The 17,195-nt window shown below is 66.5% G+C and carries 14 protein-coding genes; 10 read left to right on the plus strand and 4 right to left on the minus strand.

Annotated features, from left to right (window positions below):
• Positions 1 to 11: 11 nt before the first annotated feature.
• From ligA to def, 4 genes are all read left to right on the plus strand, one after another.
• A complete protein-coding gene (ligA, locus tag BLW05_RS00985) occupies positions 12 to 2,099 on the plus strand; it encodes an NAD-dependent DNA ligase LigA (RefSeq protein ID WP_093158568.1) in 2,088 nt (695 codons plus the stop codon).
• A 112-nt stretch (positions 2,100 to 2,211) separates the two neighbouring features.
• Positions 2,212 to 2,535 (plus strand): hypothetical protein, encoded by a 324-nt coding sequence (locus BLW05_RS00990; RefSeq protein WP_093158571.1) that lies wholly within the window; start codon positions 2,212 to 2,214, stop codon positions 2,533 to 2,535.
• 59 nt (positions 2,536 to 2,594) lie between these two features.
• Positions 2,595 to 2,855 (plus strand): hypothetical protein, encoded by a 261-nt coding sequence (locus BLW05_RS00995; RefSeq protein ID WP_143044753.1) that lies wholly within the window; start codon positions 2,595 to 2,597, stop codon positions 2,853 to 2,855.
• A gap of 33 nt (positions 2,856 to 2,888) precedes the next feature.
• Positions 2,889 to 3,428: a peptide deformylase gene (def, locus tag BLW05_RS01000; protein WP_093158576.1), complete on the plus strand. Its 540-nt coding sequence runs from the start codon at positions 2,889 to 2,891 to the stop codon at positions 3,426 to 3,428.
• Between the two features lie 3 nt (positions 3,429 to 3,431).
• Here the strand turns inward: def and BLW05_RS01005 are convergent, their stop codons facing one another.
• On the minus strand, positions 3,432 to 3,839 hold the full coding sequence (locus tag BLW05_RS01005; protein ID WP_093158579.1) for a DoxX family protein: 408 nt from the start codon (positions 3,837 to 3,839) through the stop codon (positions 3,432 to 3,434).
• A 174-nt stretch (positions 3,840 to 4,013) separates the two neighbouring features.
• Between BLW05_RS01005 and BLW05_RS01010 the strand changes: the two genes are divergently transcribed.
• From BLW05_RS01010 to BLW05_RS01020, 3 genes are read left to right on the plus strand one after another with little or no spacing between them, the layout of a single operon-like run.
• A complete protein-coding gene (locus tag BLW05_RS01010; protein ID WP_093158581.1) occupies positions 4,014 to 5,045 on the plus strand; it encodes an amino acid ABC transporter substrate-binding protein in 1,032 nt (343 codons plus the stop codon).
• Positions 5,042 to 6,046, plus strand: a complete 1,005-nt coding sequence (locus BLW05_RS01015) for an amino acid ABC transporter permease (protein ID WP_093158584.1) — start codon at positions 5,042 to 5,044, stop codon at positions 6,044 to 6,046. The genes BLW05_RS01010 and BLW05_RS01015 overlap by 4 nt, the downstream gene beginning before the upstream one ends.
• A complete protein-coding gene (locus BLW05_RS01020; protein ID WP_256329951.1) occupies positions 6,037 to 7,113 on the plus strand; it encodes an amino acid ABC transporter permease in 1,077 nt (358 codons plus the stop codon). Before BLW05_RS01015 ends, BLW05_RS01020 begins: the two co-directional genes overlap by 10 nt.
• On the opposite strand, the gene BLW05_RS01025 is transcribed toward BLW05_RS01020, so the two are convergent.
• The 3 genes from BLW05_RS01025 to map all read right to left on the minus strand — a co-directional run bounded on the left by BLW05_RS01025 (position 7,114) and on the right by map (position 11,121).
• Positions 7,114 to 7,509 (minus strand): PPC domain-containing DNA-binding protein, encoded by a 396-nt coding sequence (locus tag BLW05_RS01025; RefSeq protein WP_093158588.1) that lies wholly within the window; start codon positions 7,507 to 7,509, stop codon positions 7,114 to 7,116.
• Positions 7,510 to 7,684: 175 nt separating this feature from the next.
• Positions 7,685 to 10,270: a [protein-PII] uridylyltransferase gene (locus BLW05_RS01030; protein ID WP_093158590.1), complete on the minus strand. Its 2,586-nt coding sequence runs from the start codon at positions 10,268 to 10,270 to the stop codon at positions 7,685 to 7,687.
• Positions 10,271 to 10,296: 26 nt separating this feature from the next.
• Positions 10,297 to 11,121, minus strand: a complete 825-nt coding sequence (map, locus tag BLW05_RS01035) for a type I methionyl aminopeptidase (protein ID WP_093158593.1) — start codon at positions 11,119 to 11,121, stop codon at positions 10,297 to 10,299.
• Positions 11,122 to 11,252: 131 nt separating this feature from the next.
• Between map and purL the strand changes: the two genes are divergently transcribed.
• The 3 genes from purL to BLW05_RS01050 all read left to right on the plus strand — a co-directional run bounded on the left by purL (position 11,253) and on the right by BLW05_RS01050 (position 17,176).
• Positions 11,253 to 15,362, plus strand: coding sequence for a phosphoribosylformylglycinamidine synthase (gene purL / locus BLW05_RS01040; protein ID WP_093158595.1), 4,110 nt, complete (start codon positions 11,253 to 11,255; stop codon positions 15,360 to 15,362).
• A 398-nt stretch (positions 15,363 to 15,760) separates the two neighbouring features.
• Positions 15,761 to 16,285 (plus strand): fimbrial protein, encoded by a 525-nt coding sequence (locus BLW05_RS01045; RefSeq protein WP_093158597.1) that lies wholly within the window; start codon positions 15,761 to 15,763, stop codon positions 16,283 to 16,285.
• A gap of 147 nt (positions 16,286 to 16,432) precedes the next feature.
• Positions 16,433 to 17,176: a fimbrial biogenesis chaperone gene (locus tag BLW05_RS01050; RefSeq protein WP_093158599.1), complete on the plus strand. Its 744-nt coding sequence runs from the start codon at positions 16,433 to 16,435 to the stop codon at positions 17,174 to 17,176.
• Positions 17,177 to 17,195 lie beyond the last annotated feature (19 nt).

The raw sequence follows: 17,195 nt of genomic DNA on the forward strand, positions 1-17,195 counted from the left end.
GGGAGACCCGCATGACGACGCGCGACGACGCGGCCCGCGAAGCCGCTGCATTGAGCGAACAGCTCCATCGCCACTCGCACCTCTATTACGTGCTCGATGCGCCGGAAATCCCGGACGCGGAGTACGACAGGCTCTTCCAGCGCCTCCAGGCGCTCGAGGCCGAATACCCCGAACTGCGCACACCCGACTCGCCGACCCAGCGCGTCGGTGGCAAGCCGCTCGAAGGCTTCACCAAGGTGCGCCACAAGGTGCCGATGCTGTCCATCCGCACCGAGACCGACATCACGCCGGCCGGCGCCAGCGCCTTCGACGCACGGGTGCGTCGGGAACTGGGCCTTGCGGAAGACGGGCCGCAGGTCGAATACGTGTGCGAACTCAAGTTCGACGGCCTGGCGATCAACCTTCGCTACGAAAACGGCGTGCTGGTGCAGGCGGCCACGCGCGGCGACGGCGAGATCGGCGAAGAGGTCACGCAGAACATCCGCACGGTGCAGCAGATTCCCCTGCGGCTGCAGGGCGAGCCTTCGAAGATCCCGCCGGTGGTGGAAGTGCGGGGCGAGATCTACATGCGCCGCGACGATTTCGAGTCGCTCAACGAACGGCAGCGCCAGAAGATCGCCGCTGGCCAGAAGAACGAGAAGGTGTTCGTCAATCCGCGCAACGCGGCTGCCGGCGCTGTTCGCCAGCTCGACCCGGCGATTGCCGCGGATCGGCCGCTGAGCTTCTTCGCCTATGGGCTCGGTGAGGTGACGCCGGCAGAGCAGGGCGGCCCGGCGTACGCCACCCAGTTCGATTGGCTGCAGCAGTTTGGCGCCTGGGGCTTTCCGGTTGCCCGGCAGACGGCGCGCGCGCGTGGGGCGCTTGAGTTGATCGCCTTCCACGAGACGACCGGGCGTCAGCGCGATGCCTTGCCCTACGACATCGACGGCGTGGTCTACAAGGTCGACAGCCTGGAACTGCAGCGGCAGCTCGGCTTCGTCTCGCGCGAGCCGCGCTGGGCGGTCGCTCACAAGTACCCGGCGCAGGAACAGCTCACGCAGGTGCTCGGCATCGAGGTGCAGGTGGGCCGCACCGGCAAGCTCACGCCGGTCGCCAAGCTCGCGCCGGTGTTCGTGGGCGGCGTCACGGTGACCAACGCCACGTTGCACAACGAGGACGAGGCCCGGCGCAAGGATGTGCGCGTGGGCGACACCGTGATCGTTCGGCGTGCAGGTGACGTCATTCCCGAAGTGGTCGGCGTGGTGCCTGAAAGCGCGCAGCGCCCCGACAGCGAGCGCGGCCCTGTCTTCACGATGCCGCACAAGTGCCCGGTCTGCGATTCCGATGCGGTGCGGGAAGAGGGCGAAGTCGACTACCGGTGCACCGGCGGGCTCTTCTGCGGCGCGCAGCGCAAGGAGGCGATCCTGCACTACGCCCAGCGCCGTGCGCTCGATATCGAAGGCCTCGGCGACAAGCTGGTCGAACAGATGGTCGACGGCAACCTGATCCGGACGCTGCCCGATCTCTACAAGCTGGGCCTCGTGACGCTCGCCGGCCTCGACCGCATGGCCGAGAAATCGGCCAAGAACCTCATCGACGCGCTGGAGTCTTCGAAGAAGACCACCTTGCCGCGCTTCCTCTTCGGCCTTGGAATCCGGCACATCGGCGAAAGCACCGCGAAGGACCTCGCGCGGCATTTCGGCAAGCTCGACGCGATCATGGATGCGACCGAGGAGCAGCTGCTCGAAGTCAACGACGTCGGCCCGGTGGTCGCGCAGAGCCTGCACACGTTCTTCGGCCAGCCGCACAACCGCGAGGTGGTCGAGCAGCTTCGCGCCGCTGGCGTGCACTGGGAAGAAACCGAGCCGGAAGCACGCGCGCCCAAGCCGCTGGCGGGCAAGACCTTCGTGCTGACCGGGACGCTGCCGACGTTGAGCCGCGACGAAGCCAAGGACATGCTGGAGGCCGCCGGCGCGAAAGTCGCCGGCTCCGTCAGCAAGAAGACCGACTACGTGGTCGCCGGCGCCGAGGCGGGGAGCAAGCTCGACAAGGCGCGCGACCTGGGCGTGGCGGTGGTCGACGAGGCGGGCATGCTGGAGATCCTGCGGAACGGACTCTGACCGGCTGGCTCAAAGCCTCACGGGGGCCGGCTTTACATGGTCCGGCGCCGGTCCGTGTCAACATTGGCCCGCTGCCGGCGTTGAGCACAAGCGTATCGACCAGGAGTGCGTCATGAGCGAAGTTCGTCTTCTTGCGGCAAGTCTTGCGGCCTGTGGCGCCATCGTGCTTGGCGGCTGCGTGGCGGTCCCCGCGGGCTCCTACTACAACGGCGGCGTCGTGTATTCGCAGCCAGCCTACGCCTATCCCTATTCCTATTCCTACTATCCCTACCCGTACTACGGGTGGCCGTCGATCTACCTCAGCGGGTCCTATGGCTACTACGGGGGGTACCGCGGTGGTTACTGGCGGCCTCACGGGTATCCCTACTGGGGGCACGCCGGATACTACGGACCGTATCGCGGCGGCGCGGGCTGGGTGCGAAGAGGCCGCGTCTGACTCCGTATAGTGTCGGGCGCGCCGAACACGATGTCCGTGCCGGCCGACAGGGAGTTTTCATGAAGAGTATTCGCATGGGCGGCAACGCGCTTGCCACGATCGGGATGATTCTTCTCGGGGGTTGTGTGGCGCTGCCACCCAATTCGACCGAGAAGAGCCACGTTATGTTCTGGCAGTCCTACGACACGGCTTACTTCTATCCGTATTACTGGGGGCCAACCGTCTATCTCAACACCCGTACGCTGCTCCAGCCTTCCCCAGATGCCGCGTCATCGCAAGCTCCGGCCGCTGTGCCGACCTCTGATGAGAGTCGACCTTAGTCGGGGCCGGTTCGGCAAATCAAGACTGCACTCATGGCCATCCGCGAAATCCTGAAAATGGGCGACCCCCGGCTGCTGCGCGTTGCGCAGCCGGTCGCCGACTTCGACACCGACGAACTGCACCTCCTGGTGCGGGACATGTTCGAGACCATGCACGCGGTCAACGGCGCCGGGCTGGCCGCGCCGCAGATCGGGGTCGACCTGCAGGTGGTGATCTTCGGGACCGACACGGTCAACCCCCGCTATCCGGACGCGCCGATCGTGCCGCGCACGGTGCTCGTGAATCCCGTGATCACGCCGATCGGCGACGAGGAAGAAGAAGGCTGGGAGGGCTGTCTTTCGGTGCCCGGCCTGCGCGGCGTGGTGCCGCGCTTCGCCAACATCCGCTACACCGGCTTCGACCCTTACGGCGATCCGATCGACCGCACCGTGAGCGGCTTCCATGCCCGTGTGGTCCAGCACGAGGTGGACCACCTGCTGGGCAAGCTCTACCCGATGCGGGTGCGCGATTTCTCGCGCTTCGGCTTCACCGAGGTCCTGTTTCCAGGCCTCGATGCCGGCGAAGACGACTGAAGCTCAGTTGTAGCGGCCGCCGGTGCCGCCGACGCTGAAGCGGCCTGCGCCGAGAAAGGCGCAGGCGATCGCGCCGAAGAGGTACATGCCCTGCAGTTCGAGGGCCCAGCCGCCGCTCTTGCCGAGGTCCCAGACCTGGCCCGTGTGCACCAGCCAGATCGCGAAGACCATGTTGATGGCGACGACCCACGCCGCCGCCCGTGTGTAGATGCCGGCGATCAGCAGCACGGGTGCGAGTATCTCTCCCACATAGACCAGATAGGCCACCGCGCCGGGAATGCCGTGCGAGCTCAGCATGTTCGCGATGCCGCCAACGCCGCCGCCGGCGAGCTTGGCAATGCCATGCAGCAGGATCAGGGAGCCGAGGGTGACGCGCAGAACGAACTTGCCGGTGTCATCGGAACGAATCATGGTCGAGTAATCCTCTTCTTCGAGTGAGTTGAAACAAGGGCCAGATTGTGGTCGATGTGGCCACGCTGAAATCGCATGTGCTGCCAACTCGCGGTTCTTTGGCAGATGTTCGCGAGCCCTCGTAAACTGCCCGCTGCCGTCAATTCCGACACGACAAATCAAGAGGGGTTCCGAATGAACAAGGCTTTCCGTCCCATGCTGGCTTCCGTGGCCGCCGTCCTGGCCTTCGCCGCCACACCGGCGTTTGCAGGCAAGACGCTCGATGCGGTGAAGCAGCGCGGCACCGTCAAGTGCGGCGTGACGAACGGGGTGGCCGGTTTCTCCGCGCCCGACACGCAGGGCAACTGGTCGGGCTTGGACGTAGACACCTGCCGCGCGGTGGCCGCTGCGGTGCTCGGCGACGGCAAGAAGGTGGAGTTCGTGCCGCTCAATTCGCAGCAGCGCTTCTCGGCGCTGCAGGCCGGCGAGATCGACATCCTCGCGCGCAACACCACCTGGACGCTCACGCGCGACGCGTCGCTCGGCTTCCACTTCACGACCATCACCTACTTCGACGGCCAGGGCTTCCTGGTGCCCAAGAAGCTCAAGGTGACGAGCGCCAGGCAGCTCAAGAACGCCACCATCTGCACGCAGGCCGGCACCACCAACGAGAAGAACGTCGCCGACTACTTCAAGGCGCAGAACATCCCGGTGAAGACGGTCGTGTTCGAGAGCTTCGAGGCCTCGTTCAAGGCCTTCTTCGCCGGCCGTTGCCAGGCCTTCACGACCGACACCTCCGCGCTCGCGGGCCTGCGCAACAAGGAAGCGCCGAACCCCGACGACTTCGTCATCCTGCCCGAGCTGATCTCCAAGGAGCCGCTGGCCCCCCTGGTGCGCCGCGGCGACGACGAGTGGTTCGCCATCGTCAAGTGGGTGCCCAATGCGCTCATCGAGGCCGAGGAGTTCGGCGTCACGCAGGCCAACGTCGACGACCTGAAGGCCAACAGCAAGGATCCGGCCCAGATGCGCCTGGTCGGCACCGGCGATGACCTCGGCAAGCTCCTGGGCCTGGACAAGGACTGGTCGTACCGCGCGATCAAGGCCGTGGGCAACTACGGCGAAATCTTCGAGCGCAATGTCGGGCCGAAGTCCGTGCTGAAGCTGCCGCGCGGCACGAACAACCTCTGGAACAAGGGCGGTCAGATGTACGGGCTTCCCGTCCGATGAGCCGTCCGGCGGCCAGCGGGCGACGCGCCACGTGGGTCGCCTGGATGGCGCAGGCACTGCTGATCGCGGCGGTCGTCGGCGGCGTCTTCTGGCTCGTGAACCATGCGCTGGAAGTGCTGCGCGCACGAGGCGTACGTTCGGGCTTCGACTTTCTGCTGCAGCCGGCCGGCTTCGAGATCTCCGAGGGCTGGCTGGACTTCAGTTCGGGCCAGCCATTCTGGCGTGCGTTTCTCGCCGGGCTGATCAACACCATCCGGGCGGCGATCCCGGCCGCAGCGATGGCGGTCGTTCTCGGCACGTTGCTGGGCATCGGCCGGCTGGCGCCGCACGTTCTGGTGCGCGCACTTTGCGGGCTCTATGTCCAGGTGGTGCGCAACGTCCCGCTGCTGGTCCAGTTGCTGATGCTGTACTTCGCGCTGACGCAACTGCTGCCGGACTCGACCGAGCCGATCGAGCTGATGGACGGTTTCTGGCTCAGCAAGGGTGGCCTGTCGATGCCATGGCCGGTCGGAGACGAGGGCAGCTTCTGGCCGAGCCATTTCGAGTGGCCCGAGCGCGGCAGCTTCAACGTCAGCGGCGGCGCGGCGTTGAGCCCGGAATACCTTGCGGTGGTGATCGCACTGGGCCTCTACACCGCGGCTTTCGTCGCGGAGATCGTGCGTGCGGGGATCACCTCGGTGTCGCAGGGCCAGAAGCTCGCGGCACAGGCGCTGGGTCTTTCGCCGGTGCAGCAGCTTCGCATCGTGGTGCTGCCGCAGGCGCTGCGGGTGATCGTCCCGGCGCTCACGAACCAGTTGCTGAGCCTGACCAAGAATTCCTCGCTCGCGGTGGCGGTCGGCTATCCGGAACTGGTGTCGGTGGCCAACACGTCGCTCAACTCGACCGGGCGCGCCTTCGAGTGCATCGCGGTGATCATGGCGGTGTACCTCGGGCTTTCGTTGCTCATTTCGGCCGCGATGAACCGCTACAACGCGCGTGTCGCGCTGAGGGGATGGCGTTGATCGGGGCGGCACGTTCTCCCATCGAATGGCGCAAGGAGCTGTGGGGTTCGCCGCTGCGGGCGGTGTTCACCGTCGTGCTGGTGGCGGTGTTCGCCTGGGGCGGCTACTACCTCCTCGACTGGGCGGTGATCCACGCGGTGTTCCGGCCCGACGCACAAGCGTGCCGCGCCGTGCCGCACGGCGCGTGCTGGGGCGTGATCGCCGAGAAATGGCGGCCGATCCTGTTCGGCCGCTATCCGTATGAAGACCAATGGCGGCCGGCGGTCGCGGTGGTCGTGCTGTCGCTCACCACGATGCTGAGCGCGTGGCCGCGCACTTGGCGGTGGTGGCTCTTGCCTGTGTGGCTGGTTTCGCTCGTGTTCTTCCTGGTGCTGATGCGCGGCGGCGTGCTGGGACTCGAATCCGTGCCGACGAACCGCTGGGGCGGCCTGCCGCTGACCATCGGGCTCGCGGTGGTCGGCCTGGCCCTGGCGTTTCCGCTTTCGCTGGCGCTGGCACTGGGCAGGCGTTCGCAATGGCCGGTGATGCGGACGCTCTGCGCCACCTACATCGAGCTGGTGCGCGGCGTGCCGTTGATCTCGGTGCTGTTCATGGCCTCGTTCCTGTTGCCGCTGCTCTGGCCGGCGGGTTGGCAGCCCGATGTGCTGCTGCGCGTGCTGGCAGGACTGTCGCTGTTCGTCGCGGCCTATCTGGCGGAGATCATCCGCGGCGGCCTCCAGGCCGTGCCGCGCGGCCAGACCGAAGTGGCGATGGCGCTCGGTTTCGGCCGCTGGCCTGTGCAGCGCGACATCGTGCTGCCGCAGGCCCTGCGGCTGGTCGTCCCCGCACTGACCAACAGCGTGGTTGGCACCCTGAAAGACACCTCGCTGGTCACCGTCGTCGGGTTGTTCGAGCTCACCGGTGCCCTGGGCCTCGCGCTTGGGGGTGATCCAACCTGGCGCCCGTTTTACCTGGAGGGCTACCTGTTCATCGCGCTGGTGTACTGGGTGCTGTGCTTCGGACTGTCCCGCTACAGCGCCTGGCTGGAGCGACGGCTCGCTGCGGGACACGTGCAGCCGGAGCCCTGATCAGGCCTTGCGGATCACCAGTTCGGCATAGCCGGTGAGCGCGTCCGGCTCGCGGCTGAAGCGCCATTCGGGCAGCCACGCAACCAGCAGTTCGGCCGTCGTGCGGACGATGCAGCCCGGTGCGACATGGCCGCCGAGCACCTGCCCGTCTGCGTCCGCGATGCTCATGTGCAGATGCGAGCCATCGGCGGAGAGCGTTCCGCAGAGCGTCAGGATCTCCAGGTCGCCGTCCAACGATTGCGGTTCCTCGGCGCCGGCAAGGCGCAGACGCGCGGCGCTCAGGCTGCCGATGCCTGCCACGACGAATGCGGCTTCGCATCCGTGCGTTGCGCGGGCCGCATCGAGCGCGGCGCGAAGGTCGTCACCGGGGTTCAGGCGCAGCGGGGCGGCATCCAAGATCGGCGCCTCGTACTAGTTTTCCACCACGCTGTCGCGCGACCCGCGACGCCTGAAACCGACACAGCCGAGGCGAGGAACCCCGCGGAACCGGCTTTGCCGGGCCGCCGGGGTTGCCCCCTGCAAGGGGGTGTCCGAGCCACACGCAGTGGGCGAGGCTGGGGGTGGGCTTCATTCATGCCGCGAGCGCGTCCAGCAGCTCGGTTTCGATCGCCGCCTGAGCGCGCTGGCCCTGCAGTTCGGGCCCGCTGATCAGGAAGGTGTCTTCCACGCGTTCGCCGAGCGTGGTGACCTTGGCGAGCTGCAGGTTCAGGTGATGCCGTGCCAGCACCCGCGCCACCGAGTAGAGCAGCCCCGCGCGGTCGCTCGCGGAGATGTTGAGCAGCCAGCGCTGTGCCTTTTCGTCCGGCAGCAGGCTGACGCGCGGCTTGATTGGGAAGCTGCGCACCCGCCGCGACACGCGGCCCTTGCTCGGCGTTGGCAGCGGCCCGGCTTCGCTCAGGGCCTTGGCGAGGCCGGCCTCGACCATGTTGATGAGGTCGCGGTAGTGCTCCGGGATGAAGGTCGTGATGACCTGGAAGGTGTCCAGCGCGAAGCCGTTGCTCGTCGTGTACACCTTGGCGTCGAGGATGCTGAACGACGCCTGGTCGAAGTAGCCGCAGATGCGCACGAACAGGTCCGGCTGGTCGGGCGTGTAGACGGCTACCTGCAGGCCTTCGCCCACCGGAGAGATCCGCGCGCGCACGATCGGCGGCCGGTGCAGGTCGACCGGAACACCCGCGGGCGGCACATGGTAGGAGAGCTGCCGCGCGTGCCATGCGATTTCGGAAGGATCGTGGCGCATGAAGTAGCTCACGTCGAGCGTGTCCCACAGCGCCTTGTGCGCATCGAGGGGCTCGGCATGGAGCGCGAGTTGCGCGATCGCGTCGCGCTTGCGCGCTTCGATCTCGGCACCCGGATCGGGCATGCGTCCGCCCAATGCGCGCAGGGTGAAGCGGTAGAGGTCTTCGAGCAGCTTGCCCTTCCACGCATTCCACACGCGCGGCGAGGTGCCGCGGATGTCGGCCACGGTGAGCAGGTAGAGGGCAGTCAGGTAGCGCTCGTTGCCCACGCGCTTCGCGAAAGCGCCGATCACCTCCGGATCGCCGAGGTCCTGCTTCTGCGCGACCTGGCTCATCACCAGATGTTCGGCGACAAGGAATTCGATCAGCTTGGCGTCTTCGCGGGCGATCTCGTGCTGGCGGCAGAAGCGCCGCACATCGCGCGCGCCCAGCGTCGAATGGTCGCCGCCGCGGCCCTTGGCGATGTCGTGGAAGAGCGCTGCGATATAGAGGATCCAGGGCTTGTCCCATCCTGCCGCCAGCTGGGAGCAGCCGGGGTATTCATGCGCATGCTCCGCGATGAAGAAGCGCCGCACATTGCGCAGCACCATCAGGATGTGCTGGTCCACCGTGTAGACGTGGAACAGGTCGTGCTGCATTTGCCCCACGATGCTGCGGAACACGCGCAGGTAGCGACCCAGCACCGAGGTCTGGTTCATGAGCCGCAGCGCGTGCGTGATGCCGCGCGGTTGCAGCAGCATCCGCATGAAGGTCTTGTGGTTCTCCGGGTCGTTGCGGAACTTGCTGTCCATCACGTGCCGCGCGTTGTAGAGCGCGCGCAGCGTGCGGGCCGACAGGCCCGTGACGCCGATCGTCTTCTGGTAGAGCAGGAACGTCTCGAGGATCGCGTGCGGCTCCTTGAGGTAGAGGTCGTCGCTCGCGACCTCGATCATTCCGCCCTTTTCGAAGAAGCGTTCGTTGATCGGCGTGGGCTGGTCGGCCTGCGGCTGCAGCCGGTCGGCAATGTTGAGCAGCAGGATCTGGTTGAGTTGCGACACCGCCTTGGCGGCCCAGTAATAGCGCCGCATCAGCGCCTCGCTGGCCTTGCGCTGCGATTCGCCCACGTAGCCGAAGGTCGCCGCGACGGCGGTCTGCAGGTCGAACACCAGCCGGTCCTCGCGGCGGTTCGCGGTCACGTGCAGGCGGGCGCGGATCAGGCTGAGCAAGGCCTCGTTGCGCTTGATCTGCTGCACTTCGAAGGTGGTGGCGAGACCGTTCTTCGCGAGGTCGTCCCAGCGTTTGCCGAACCCGGCCGCCTTGGTCGCCCACAGGATGATCTGCAGATCGCGCAGGCCTCCGGGCGATTCCTTGCAGTTGGGCTCCAGGGCGTAGGGCGTGTTCTCGAACTTCTGGTGGCGGTGACGCATCTCCTGCGTCTTGGCCGTGAAGAAGGCCTGTGGATCGATGGCCGCGAGGAAGCGCTTGCGGAAGCCCGCGTAGAGCTTCTTGTCGCCGGCGATCAGGCGCGATTCCAGCAGCGACGTCTGGACGGTCACGTCCTTTGCCGCCTCGGCCAGGCACTCGGAGACGGTCCGCACGCTGGAGCCGATCTCCAGGCCGGCGTCCCAGCAGCGGCCGATGAAGGCCTCGACGCGTGCGGGTTCGATCTGGGCGCCTCCCTCGGGAAGCAGCAGCAGCACGTCGACGTCGGAGTAGGGGAAGAGCTCGCCCCGCCCGAACCCGCCGACCGCCACGAGGGCGGCCTCGTTGCCGAAGTCTGCATCGGTCCAGAGGGCGGTCAGCGTCTCGTCCGCCAGCGCAGCGAGCTGGCGCAGCACGGTGTGGACGCTGCGCGTCGGGGCGCGGGCGCTGCGGAGCTGGTCGAACAGCGCCAGCTTGTGCGTCCGATAGGCGTCGCGCAGCGATGGGATGTCCATCATGGCTCCCCTGAAGAGCACGCGCGGTGTCAAGCCGCGTCGGTCACGAAGGCGGGGGGCGGCGGGCTTCCGGCCGACAGCGTGAGCACCTCGTAGCCGGTCTCGGTGACCAGCACGGTGTGTTCCCACTGCGCGGACAGCGAATGGTCGCGCGTGACGATCGTCCAGCCGTCGTACTGGCCGCCCTTGGCGTCTTCCTTGATCTCGCGCTTGCCGGCGTTGATCATCGGCTCGATGGTGAAGGTCATGCCGGGCTTGAGTTCTTCGAGGGTGCCGGGACGGCCGTAGTGCAGCACCTGCGGCTCCTCGTGGAATCCGCGCCCGATCCCGTGGCCGCAGAACTCGCGCACCACCGAGAAGCCGTTGCCTTCGGCAAAGCGCTGGATCGCATGGCCGATGTCCCCGAGGTGGACACCCGGCTTGACCTTCACGATGCCGTGCCACATGGCTTCGTACGTCATTGCGCACAGGCGCTTGGCCGCGATCGAGGCGTCGCCGACGATGAACATGCGGCTGGTGTCGCCGTGCCAGCCGTCCTTGATGACCGTGATGTCGAGGTTGACGATGTCGCCCTTCTTGAGCGGCTTGTCGTTCGGGATGCCGTGGCAGACCACGTGGTTGACCGAGGTGCAGATCGACTTCGGATAGGGCACGCTGCTCGCGCCCATGTAGTTCAGCGGCGCGGGGATCGCGCCCTGGACCTGCGTGATGTAGTCGTGGGCGAGCTTGTCGATCTCGTTGGTGGTGACGCCGGGCTTCATGTGGGGGGTCAGGTAGTCCAGCACTTCGGATGCGAGGCGGCACGCCACGCGCATCCCGGCCACGCCTTCGGCGTCTTTGTAGGTAATGCTCATGGGCCGGAATTATCCCATTGACACCTCAATATTGCCCCGGTGCTCGGCACTTCGTGTCCTCGCGGCCCCCGAGGGGCTGCGGCCACCTTGGGAGCGGCCCGGCGGTGGCCTAAAATTCAGGGTTCGCGCGGATGGCCCCAGTCAGCGGCTGCCGCCCTCTACGCATTCTTCATCCTCAATCCGGCCAGCCGGCCAACCCGAACGTGACGTTGCCCGTGAACCCGTCTTCCCATCCCGCCCATGTGGTGACCTTCTTCGAGGGCGGCAGCGCACTCAGCGACTTCCGGGCCCGGCAACTGCTGCCGAAGCTCCAGGCCGTGGAGCCCCGCATCGAGGGCGTCAGCGCCCGGTTCGTGCACCTGGTCAGCACAGACAAGGCGCCGGACGCGGCGGCCCGTGAGCAGTTTTCGGCGCTCCTGGGCTATGGCGAGCCCTTCGTCGCGCCGGCGAAGACTGGCCCGACCGTCGTGGTCACGCCGCGCCTGGGCACCGTGTCGCCCTGGGCATCCAAGGCCACCGACATCGTCCACAACTGCGGGCTGGCCTTGCACCGGGTCGAGCGGGTCACGGAATACCACCTGACGCTCAAGGCGCCGCTCCTGGACAAGGCGCTCGGCAAGTCCGCCTCGCTCGATGGCGACAGGTTCGCTGCCGTCGCGGCGCTTCTCCATGACCGGATGACCGAGTCCGTGCTGCCGCGGCTCGACGAGGCGGCCGGCCTCTTCGCCGAGCTCCCGCCGCAGCCGATGGCCCACGTCGACGTGCAGGGTGGCGGCCGCGCAGCCCTGGTCGAAGCCAACAGGACCTTCGGCCTTGCGCTGGCCGAGGACGAGATCGACTACCTCGTCGACGCTTTCACCAAGCTGGGCCGCAACCCGAGCGACGTCGAGCTGATGATGTTCGCGCAGGCCAACAGCGAGCACTGCCGCCACAAGATCTTCAACGCCGACTTCATCATCGATGGCCAGCCGCAGCCGCAGAGCCTGTTCTCGATGATCCGGCACACCGAGCGCCAGAACCCGCAGCACACCATCGTGGCCTATGCGGACAACGCCTCGATCATGGAAGGCCATCCGGTCGAGCGCTTCGTGGCGGCGGCCGGTTCGGCCCGCTATGGCAAGACCGACGCGACCCACCATGTGCTCATGAAGGTCGAGACGCACAACCACCCGACGGCGATTTCCCCGTTCCCCGGCGCATCGACTGGCGCCGGCGGCGAGATCCGCGACGAAGGCGCCACTGGGCGCGGCTCCAAGCCCAAGGCGGGCCTGACCGGCTTCACCGTCTCGAAGCTCTGGCCGAAGGAGGGCAGCTACGGCAAGCCCGGGCACATCGCCAGCCCGCTGCAGATCATGACCGAGGGGCCGCTCGGCGGCGCCGCCTTCAACAACGAATTCGGCCGTCCCAACCTGCTGGGCTATTTCCGCGAATACGAACAGACCGCGGCGAGCGACGTCGACACCGTGCAGCGCGGCTACCACAAGCCGATCATGATCGCCGGTGGCCTGGGCAGCATCGACGCCGGGCAGACGAAGAAGATCCTGTTCCCGGCCGGCACGCTGCTGGTCCAGCTCGGCGGTCCAGGCATGCGCATCGGCATGGGCGGCAGCGCCGCCAGCTCTATGGCGACCGGCGCGAATGCGGCCGAGCTCGACTTCGACTCCGTCCAGCGCGGGAACCCCGAGATCGAGCGCCGTGCGCAGGAAGTCATCAACCACTGCTGGCAGCAGGGCGAAGCCAACCCGATCCTCGCGATCCACGACGTCGGCGCGGGCGGCCTGAGCAACGCGTTCCCCGAGATCACCAACGACGCCGGCCGCGGCGCACGCTTCGACTTGCGCGCGGTGCCGCTCGAAGAGTCCGGCATGGCGCCCAAGGAAATCTGGTGCAACGAGAGCCAGGAGCGCTATGTGCTTGCGATCGCGCCCGAGTCGCTCGACCTGTTCCGCGGCTTCTGCGAGCGTGAGCGCTGCCCGTTTGCCGTCGTCGGCGTTGCCACCGACGAGCGCCGGCTGCTGCTGGCCGACGAGGGTGCCGAGGACCAGCCGGTCGACATGCCGATGGACGTGCTGCTCGGCAAGCCGCCGAAGATGCTGCGCGATGTGAAGTCGATCGCGCGCCGGTTCCAGCCGCTCGACCTGACCGGCGTCGACCTGCAGAAGGCCGCGATCGACGTGCTTTCGCACCCGACCGTGGCTTCGAAGCGCTTCCTGGTCACGATCGGCGACCGCACGGTCGGCGGGCTCAGCCACCGCGACCAGATGGTCGGACCGTGGCAGGTGCCGGTGGCCGATTGCGCGGTCACGCTGGCCGACTACAGAGGTTTCGCCGGCGAGGCGATGAGCATGGGCGAGCGCACGCCGCTGGCGGCGCTCGACGCGCCGGCTTCCGGCCGCATGGCGGTGGCCGAGGCGATCACGAACCTGCTGGCCGCGCCGATCGAGCTGTCGCGCGTCAAGCTCTCTGCCAACTGGATGGCTGCCTGTGGCGAGCCCGGCGAAGACGCGGCGCTCTATGAAACCGTGAAGGCGGTCGGCCTCGAACTCTGCCCGGCGCTCGGCATTTCGATCCCGGTCGGCAAGGATTCGCTGTCCATGCGCACGCAATGGAACGACGGCGGCACCGACAAGAAGGTGACTTCGCCGGTCAGCCTGATCGTCAGCGCCTTCGTAACGCTGGCCGACGTGCGCGGCACGCTCACGCCGCAACTCGACGCCGCCGAGCCGGACAGCACGCTGGTGCTCATCGACCTCGGCCGCGGCAAGCTCCGCATGGCCGGCAGCATCCTGGCCCAGACGCTGGAGCAGAGCGGCGACGCCGTGCCTGATCTCGACGATCCGCAGGATCTCGTGAAGCTGGTGAGCGCAGTCAACGCCCTGCGCGCGGAGGGCAAGATCCTCGCGATGCACGACCGGAGCGACGGCGGCCTGTTCGCTGCAGCGTGCGAAATGGCTTTCGCGGGCCAGGTCGGGGTTGCGCTCAATGTCGACATGCTGGTCACCGAGGGCGACGGCATCAGCGACAGCCGCGCCGAGTACGGCGATGCCAAGAACTGGGCCGGACAGGTCAGCGCACGGCGCGAGGAGCTCACGCTCAAGGCGCTCTTCAACGAAGAGCTCGGCATGCTGCTGCAGGTGCGCACCGCGGACCGCAACGACGTCATGCAGACCCTGCGCGCGCACGGCCTGAGCGCGCACAGCCACTTCGTCGGCAAGACCCGGCCCGAGAGCTCGTCGATGGACGCCGGCAAGGGCAAGGTCGAGGTGTGGCGCGATGCGAAGTCGGTCTTCAGCGCGAGCCTCAGCGACCTGCACCAGGTCTGGGATTCGGTGAGCTGGAAGATCTGCCGCGAGCGCGACAACCCCGCCTGCGCCGACGCCGAGCACGCGGCGGCGGGTGATCCGCAGGACCCCGGCATGCATGTGCATCTGACCGCAGGCGTCGAGGAAAACGTTGCCGCGCCGTACCTGAATCTCGCGCGCCCCAAGGTTGCGATCCTGCGCGAGCAAGGCGTCAATTCGCACGTCGAAATGGCCTACGCCTTCACCGAGGCCGGCTTCGAGGCCTTCGACGTCCACATGACCGATCTGCAGACGGGCAGGGCGGACCTGGCCGACTTCAAGGGCGTCGTCGCCTGCGGCGGCTTCAGCTACGGCGACACGCTCGGCGCCGGCATCGGCTGGGCGCGGAGCATCACCTTCAACCCGCGCCTGGCGGAGCAGTTCAAGGCCTTCTTTGGCCGCAGCGACACCTTCGGCCTGGGCGTGTGCAATGGCTGCCAGATGTTTGCCGAGCTGGCGGACATCATTCCGGGCGCCGAAGCCTGGCCGCGCTTCACCACCAACCAGAGCGAGCGTTTCGAGGCCCGCCTGTCGATGGTCGAGGTGCTTGATTCGCCGAGCCTCTTCTTTGCTGGCATGGCCGGCAGCCGCCTGCCGATCGCGGTCGCGCACGGCGAGGGCTACGCCAACTTCCGCCATCGCGGCGACCCGGCCAAGGCGATCGCGGCAATGCGCTACGTGGACAACCACGGTCAGCCTACCGAGCGCTACCCCTTCAACCCCAACGGCAGCGCAGGCGGCCTGACTTCGGTCACGACGCCCGATGGCCGCTTCACCGCGCTCATGCCGCACCCGGAGCGCGTTTTCCGCAACATCCAGATGAGCTGGACCTCGGGCGACCGAAGCGCGCTCAGCCCGTGGATGCGGATCTGGCGCAACGCGCGCAAGTGGGTCGGCTGACGCCGCCCGCTCCCTCACCCAGCGATTGATCCGGCCATGCCGTCGCCCTTCGGGGCGACTGCAGGGTCACGCGTTCCTGCTCAGTCCATTGCGTCGGCTGCCGCCCTTGAGGGGCGCGCGGCCGCGTTCGCTTTCTCTGGGAATGTTCTCGTCATACATAGAGACATTTCTCTATTTTGAGACAGTTCTTATTCATTCGGTTTGGTCATTTATTTAAACTTGAGTCCATGGTTGAGTTGATCAATAAATATTGATTTCAAACGAAACCGAGGCGGGAAGACATCGCAAAGACAAGAATAATTAATTTGTGGATTTTTTCCTTTTGTTCGACGGCTCGAAATTTCAAAATCGAGCCATCAAATTCAAACGTTCAACATTTAAATTTAAAAGGTATTTCCATGAAAAAGTCTATTCTCTTCGCAGCCCTCGTAGCCACCCCGTTCTTCGCCTTCGCTCAAAGCGCGAACACCATCACCTTCCAGGGCGAAGTCGCCGCGCAGACCTGCTCGGTCGCGGTCAACGGCAATTCGAGCAATCCGGTCGTCCTGTTGCCGACGGTCAGCCAGTCCGAACTCAACGCGCTGGGCAAATCGGCCGGTGAAACCCAATTCACCGTCTCCGTGAGCGGTTGCGCGACCAAAGCCTCGGCGCAGGCCATCAACACGACCTTCATGCCGAACACGGTGACCGGCAGCGGCAATCTCGCGAACACCGGCACGGCCTCGAACGTGAGCCTGCAACTGCTCGATCCGCAGGCCGGGACGCCGTTCAATCTGACCGGCGGTTATTCGGCCCCGGGCCTGGTCGTGGCGGCGAACGAAACCACCGCTTCGCATCAATTCGCGGTGCGTTACTTCGCCGAAGGCGCAGCGACGCCAGGCAGCGTGGTCAGCGCGGTTCAATACGCGGTCACCTACCCGTAAGGCGGAACTCCCCGGGCCTCGGACAGGCCCGGGGAAGCTTGTCAAGGACAACGCGAGAAGCCCGACTCACGCGGATTTGCAGTAGGCTGCGAAAGATTGCCGATCGCCGGAGGGCGATCGGCATTGCGCTCAGGAGGGGGTATCCGTATGAGTCGCAAGTTGCGTTTGCTGCTGTCGCTTTTCGTGGCCGGATTCGCGGCCGCGTCCTCTTTGGCCAGCGTGGTGATGACCGGCACGCGGGTCATCTATCCGGGCGGCGCTCCGGAGCGGAGCATCCAGTTCACCAACCAGGACGATGTTCCCAATGTCGTGCAGGTCTGGGTCGACAGCGGCGATCCCAACTCCACGCCGGAGACCGCGAATGCTCCCTTCGTGGTGACGCCGCCCGTTTTCCGCATGGAGCCCAAGGCGGGACAAACCGCCCGTCTCATCTTCACCGGCAAGGACCTGCCGCAGGATCGCGAATCCGTCTTCTTCATCAATGCGGTACAGATTCCCGCGCTGAACCAGGCACAGGCCGATCGCAACAAGATGCTGTTGCTGCTGCGCAATCGGGTGAAGCTGTTCTATCGCCCGAGCGGCGTGGCGGGCGAGCCCGAGCGCGCGGCGGAAAAGCTCAGGTTCGGACTCAGCCGCGAGGGCAGCGAATGGAAGGTCGTGGCAACGAACGATTCGGCATTCCACGTGTCCCTGACCGATGCGCGGATCGTCAAGGCTGGGCGCGCCGGCGTCGCCCTCCAGCCGGACATGGTGGCGCCCAAGTCCACGTTCGAATGGCGCATCAAGAGCGGTGAAGACCTCGCGACCGACGGCTGGAACGTCAAGTTCGTCTTTGTCAACGATTACGGCGGCGAAATCAACGCCGAGGCGCCACTCCTCGTCAGCCGCTAGGGCGCGAATCCGATCTCCT

This window comes from Variovorax sp. YR216 (genome assembly GCF_900107745.1).
GTDB lineage: Bacteria > Pseudomonadota > Gammaproteobacteria > Burkholderiales > Burkholderiaceae_C > Variovorax.

What these genes read in the sequence shown, in the direction of transcription:
- ligA (WP_093158568.1), top strand. Translation starts at nt 12, where the DNA reads ATGACGACGCGCGACGACGCGGCCCGCGAAGCCGCTGCATTGAGCGAA.
- BLW05_RS01050 (WP_093158599.1), top strand. Translation starts at nt 16,433, where the DNA reads ATGAGTCGCAAGTTGCGTTTGCTGCTGTCGCTTTTCGTGGCCGGATTC.
- purL (WP_093158595.1), top strand. Translation starts at nt 11,253, where the DNA reads ATGGCCCCAGTCAGCGGCTGCCGCCCTCTACGCATTCTTCATCCTCAA.
- BLW05_RS01010 (WP_093158581.1), top strand. Translation starts at nt 4,014, where the DNA reads ATGAACAAGGCTTTCCGTCCCATGCTGGCTTCCGTGGCCGCCGTCCTG.
- BLW05_RS01015 (WP_093158584.1), top strand. Translation starts at nt 5,042, where the DNA reads ATGAGCCGTCCGGCGGCCAGCGGGCGACGCGCCACGTGGGTCGCCTGG.
- BLW05_RS01030 (WP_093158590.1), bottom strand. Translation starts at nt 10,270, where the DNA reads ATGATGGACATCCCATCGCTGCGCGACGCCTATCGGACGCACAAGCTG.
- def (WP_093158576.1), top strand. Translation starts at nt 2,889, where the DNA reads ATGGCCATCCGCGAAATCCTGAAAATGGGCGACCCCCGGCTGCTGCGC.
- BLW05_RS01005 (WP_093158579.1), bottom strand. Translation starts at nt 3,839, where the DNA reads ATGATTCGTTCCGATGACACCGGCAAGTTCGTTCTGCGCGTCACCCTC.
- map (WP_093158593.1), bottom strand. Translation starts at nt 11,121, where the DNA reads ATGAGCATTACCTACAAAGACGCCGAAGGCGTGGCCGGGATGCGCGTG.
- BLW05_RS00995 (WP_143044753.1), top strand. Translation starts at nt 2,595, where the DNA reads ATGAAGAGTATTCGCATGGGCGGCAACGCGCTTGCCACGATCGGGATG.
- BLW05_RS01045 (WP_093158597.1), top strand. Translation starts at nt 15,761, where the DNA reads ATGAAAAAGTCTATTCTCTTCGCAGCCCTCGTAGCCACCCCGTTCTTC.
- BLW05_RS01020 (WP_256329951.1), top strand. Translation starts at nt 6,037, where the DNA reads ATGGCGTTGATCGGGGCGGCACGTTCTCCCATCGAATGGCGCAAGGAG.
- BLW05_RS00990 (WP_093158571.1), top strand. Translation starts at nt 2,212, where the DNA reads ATGAGCGAAGTTCGTCTTCTTGCGGCAAGTCTTGCGGCCTGTGGCGCC.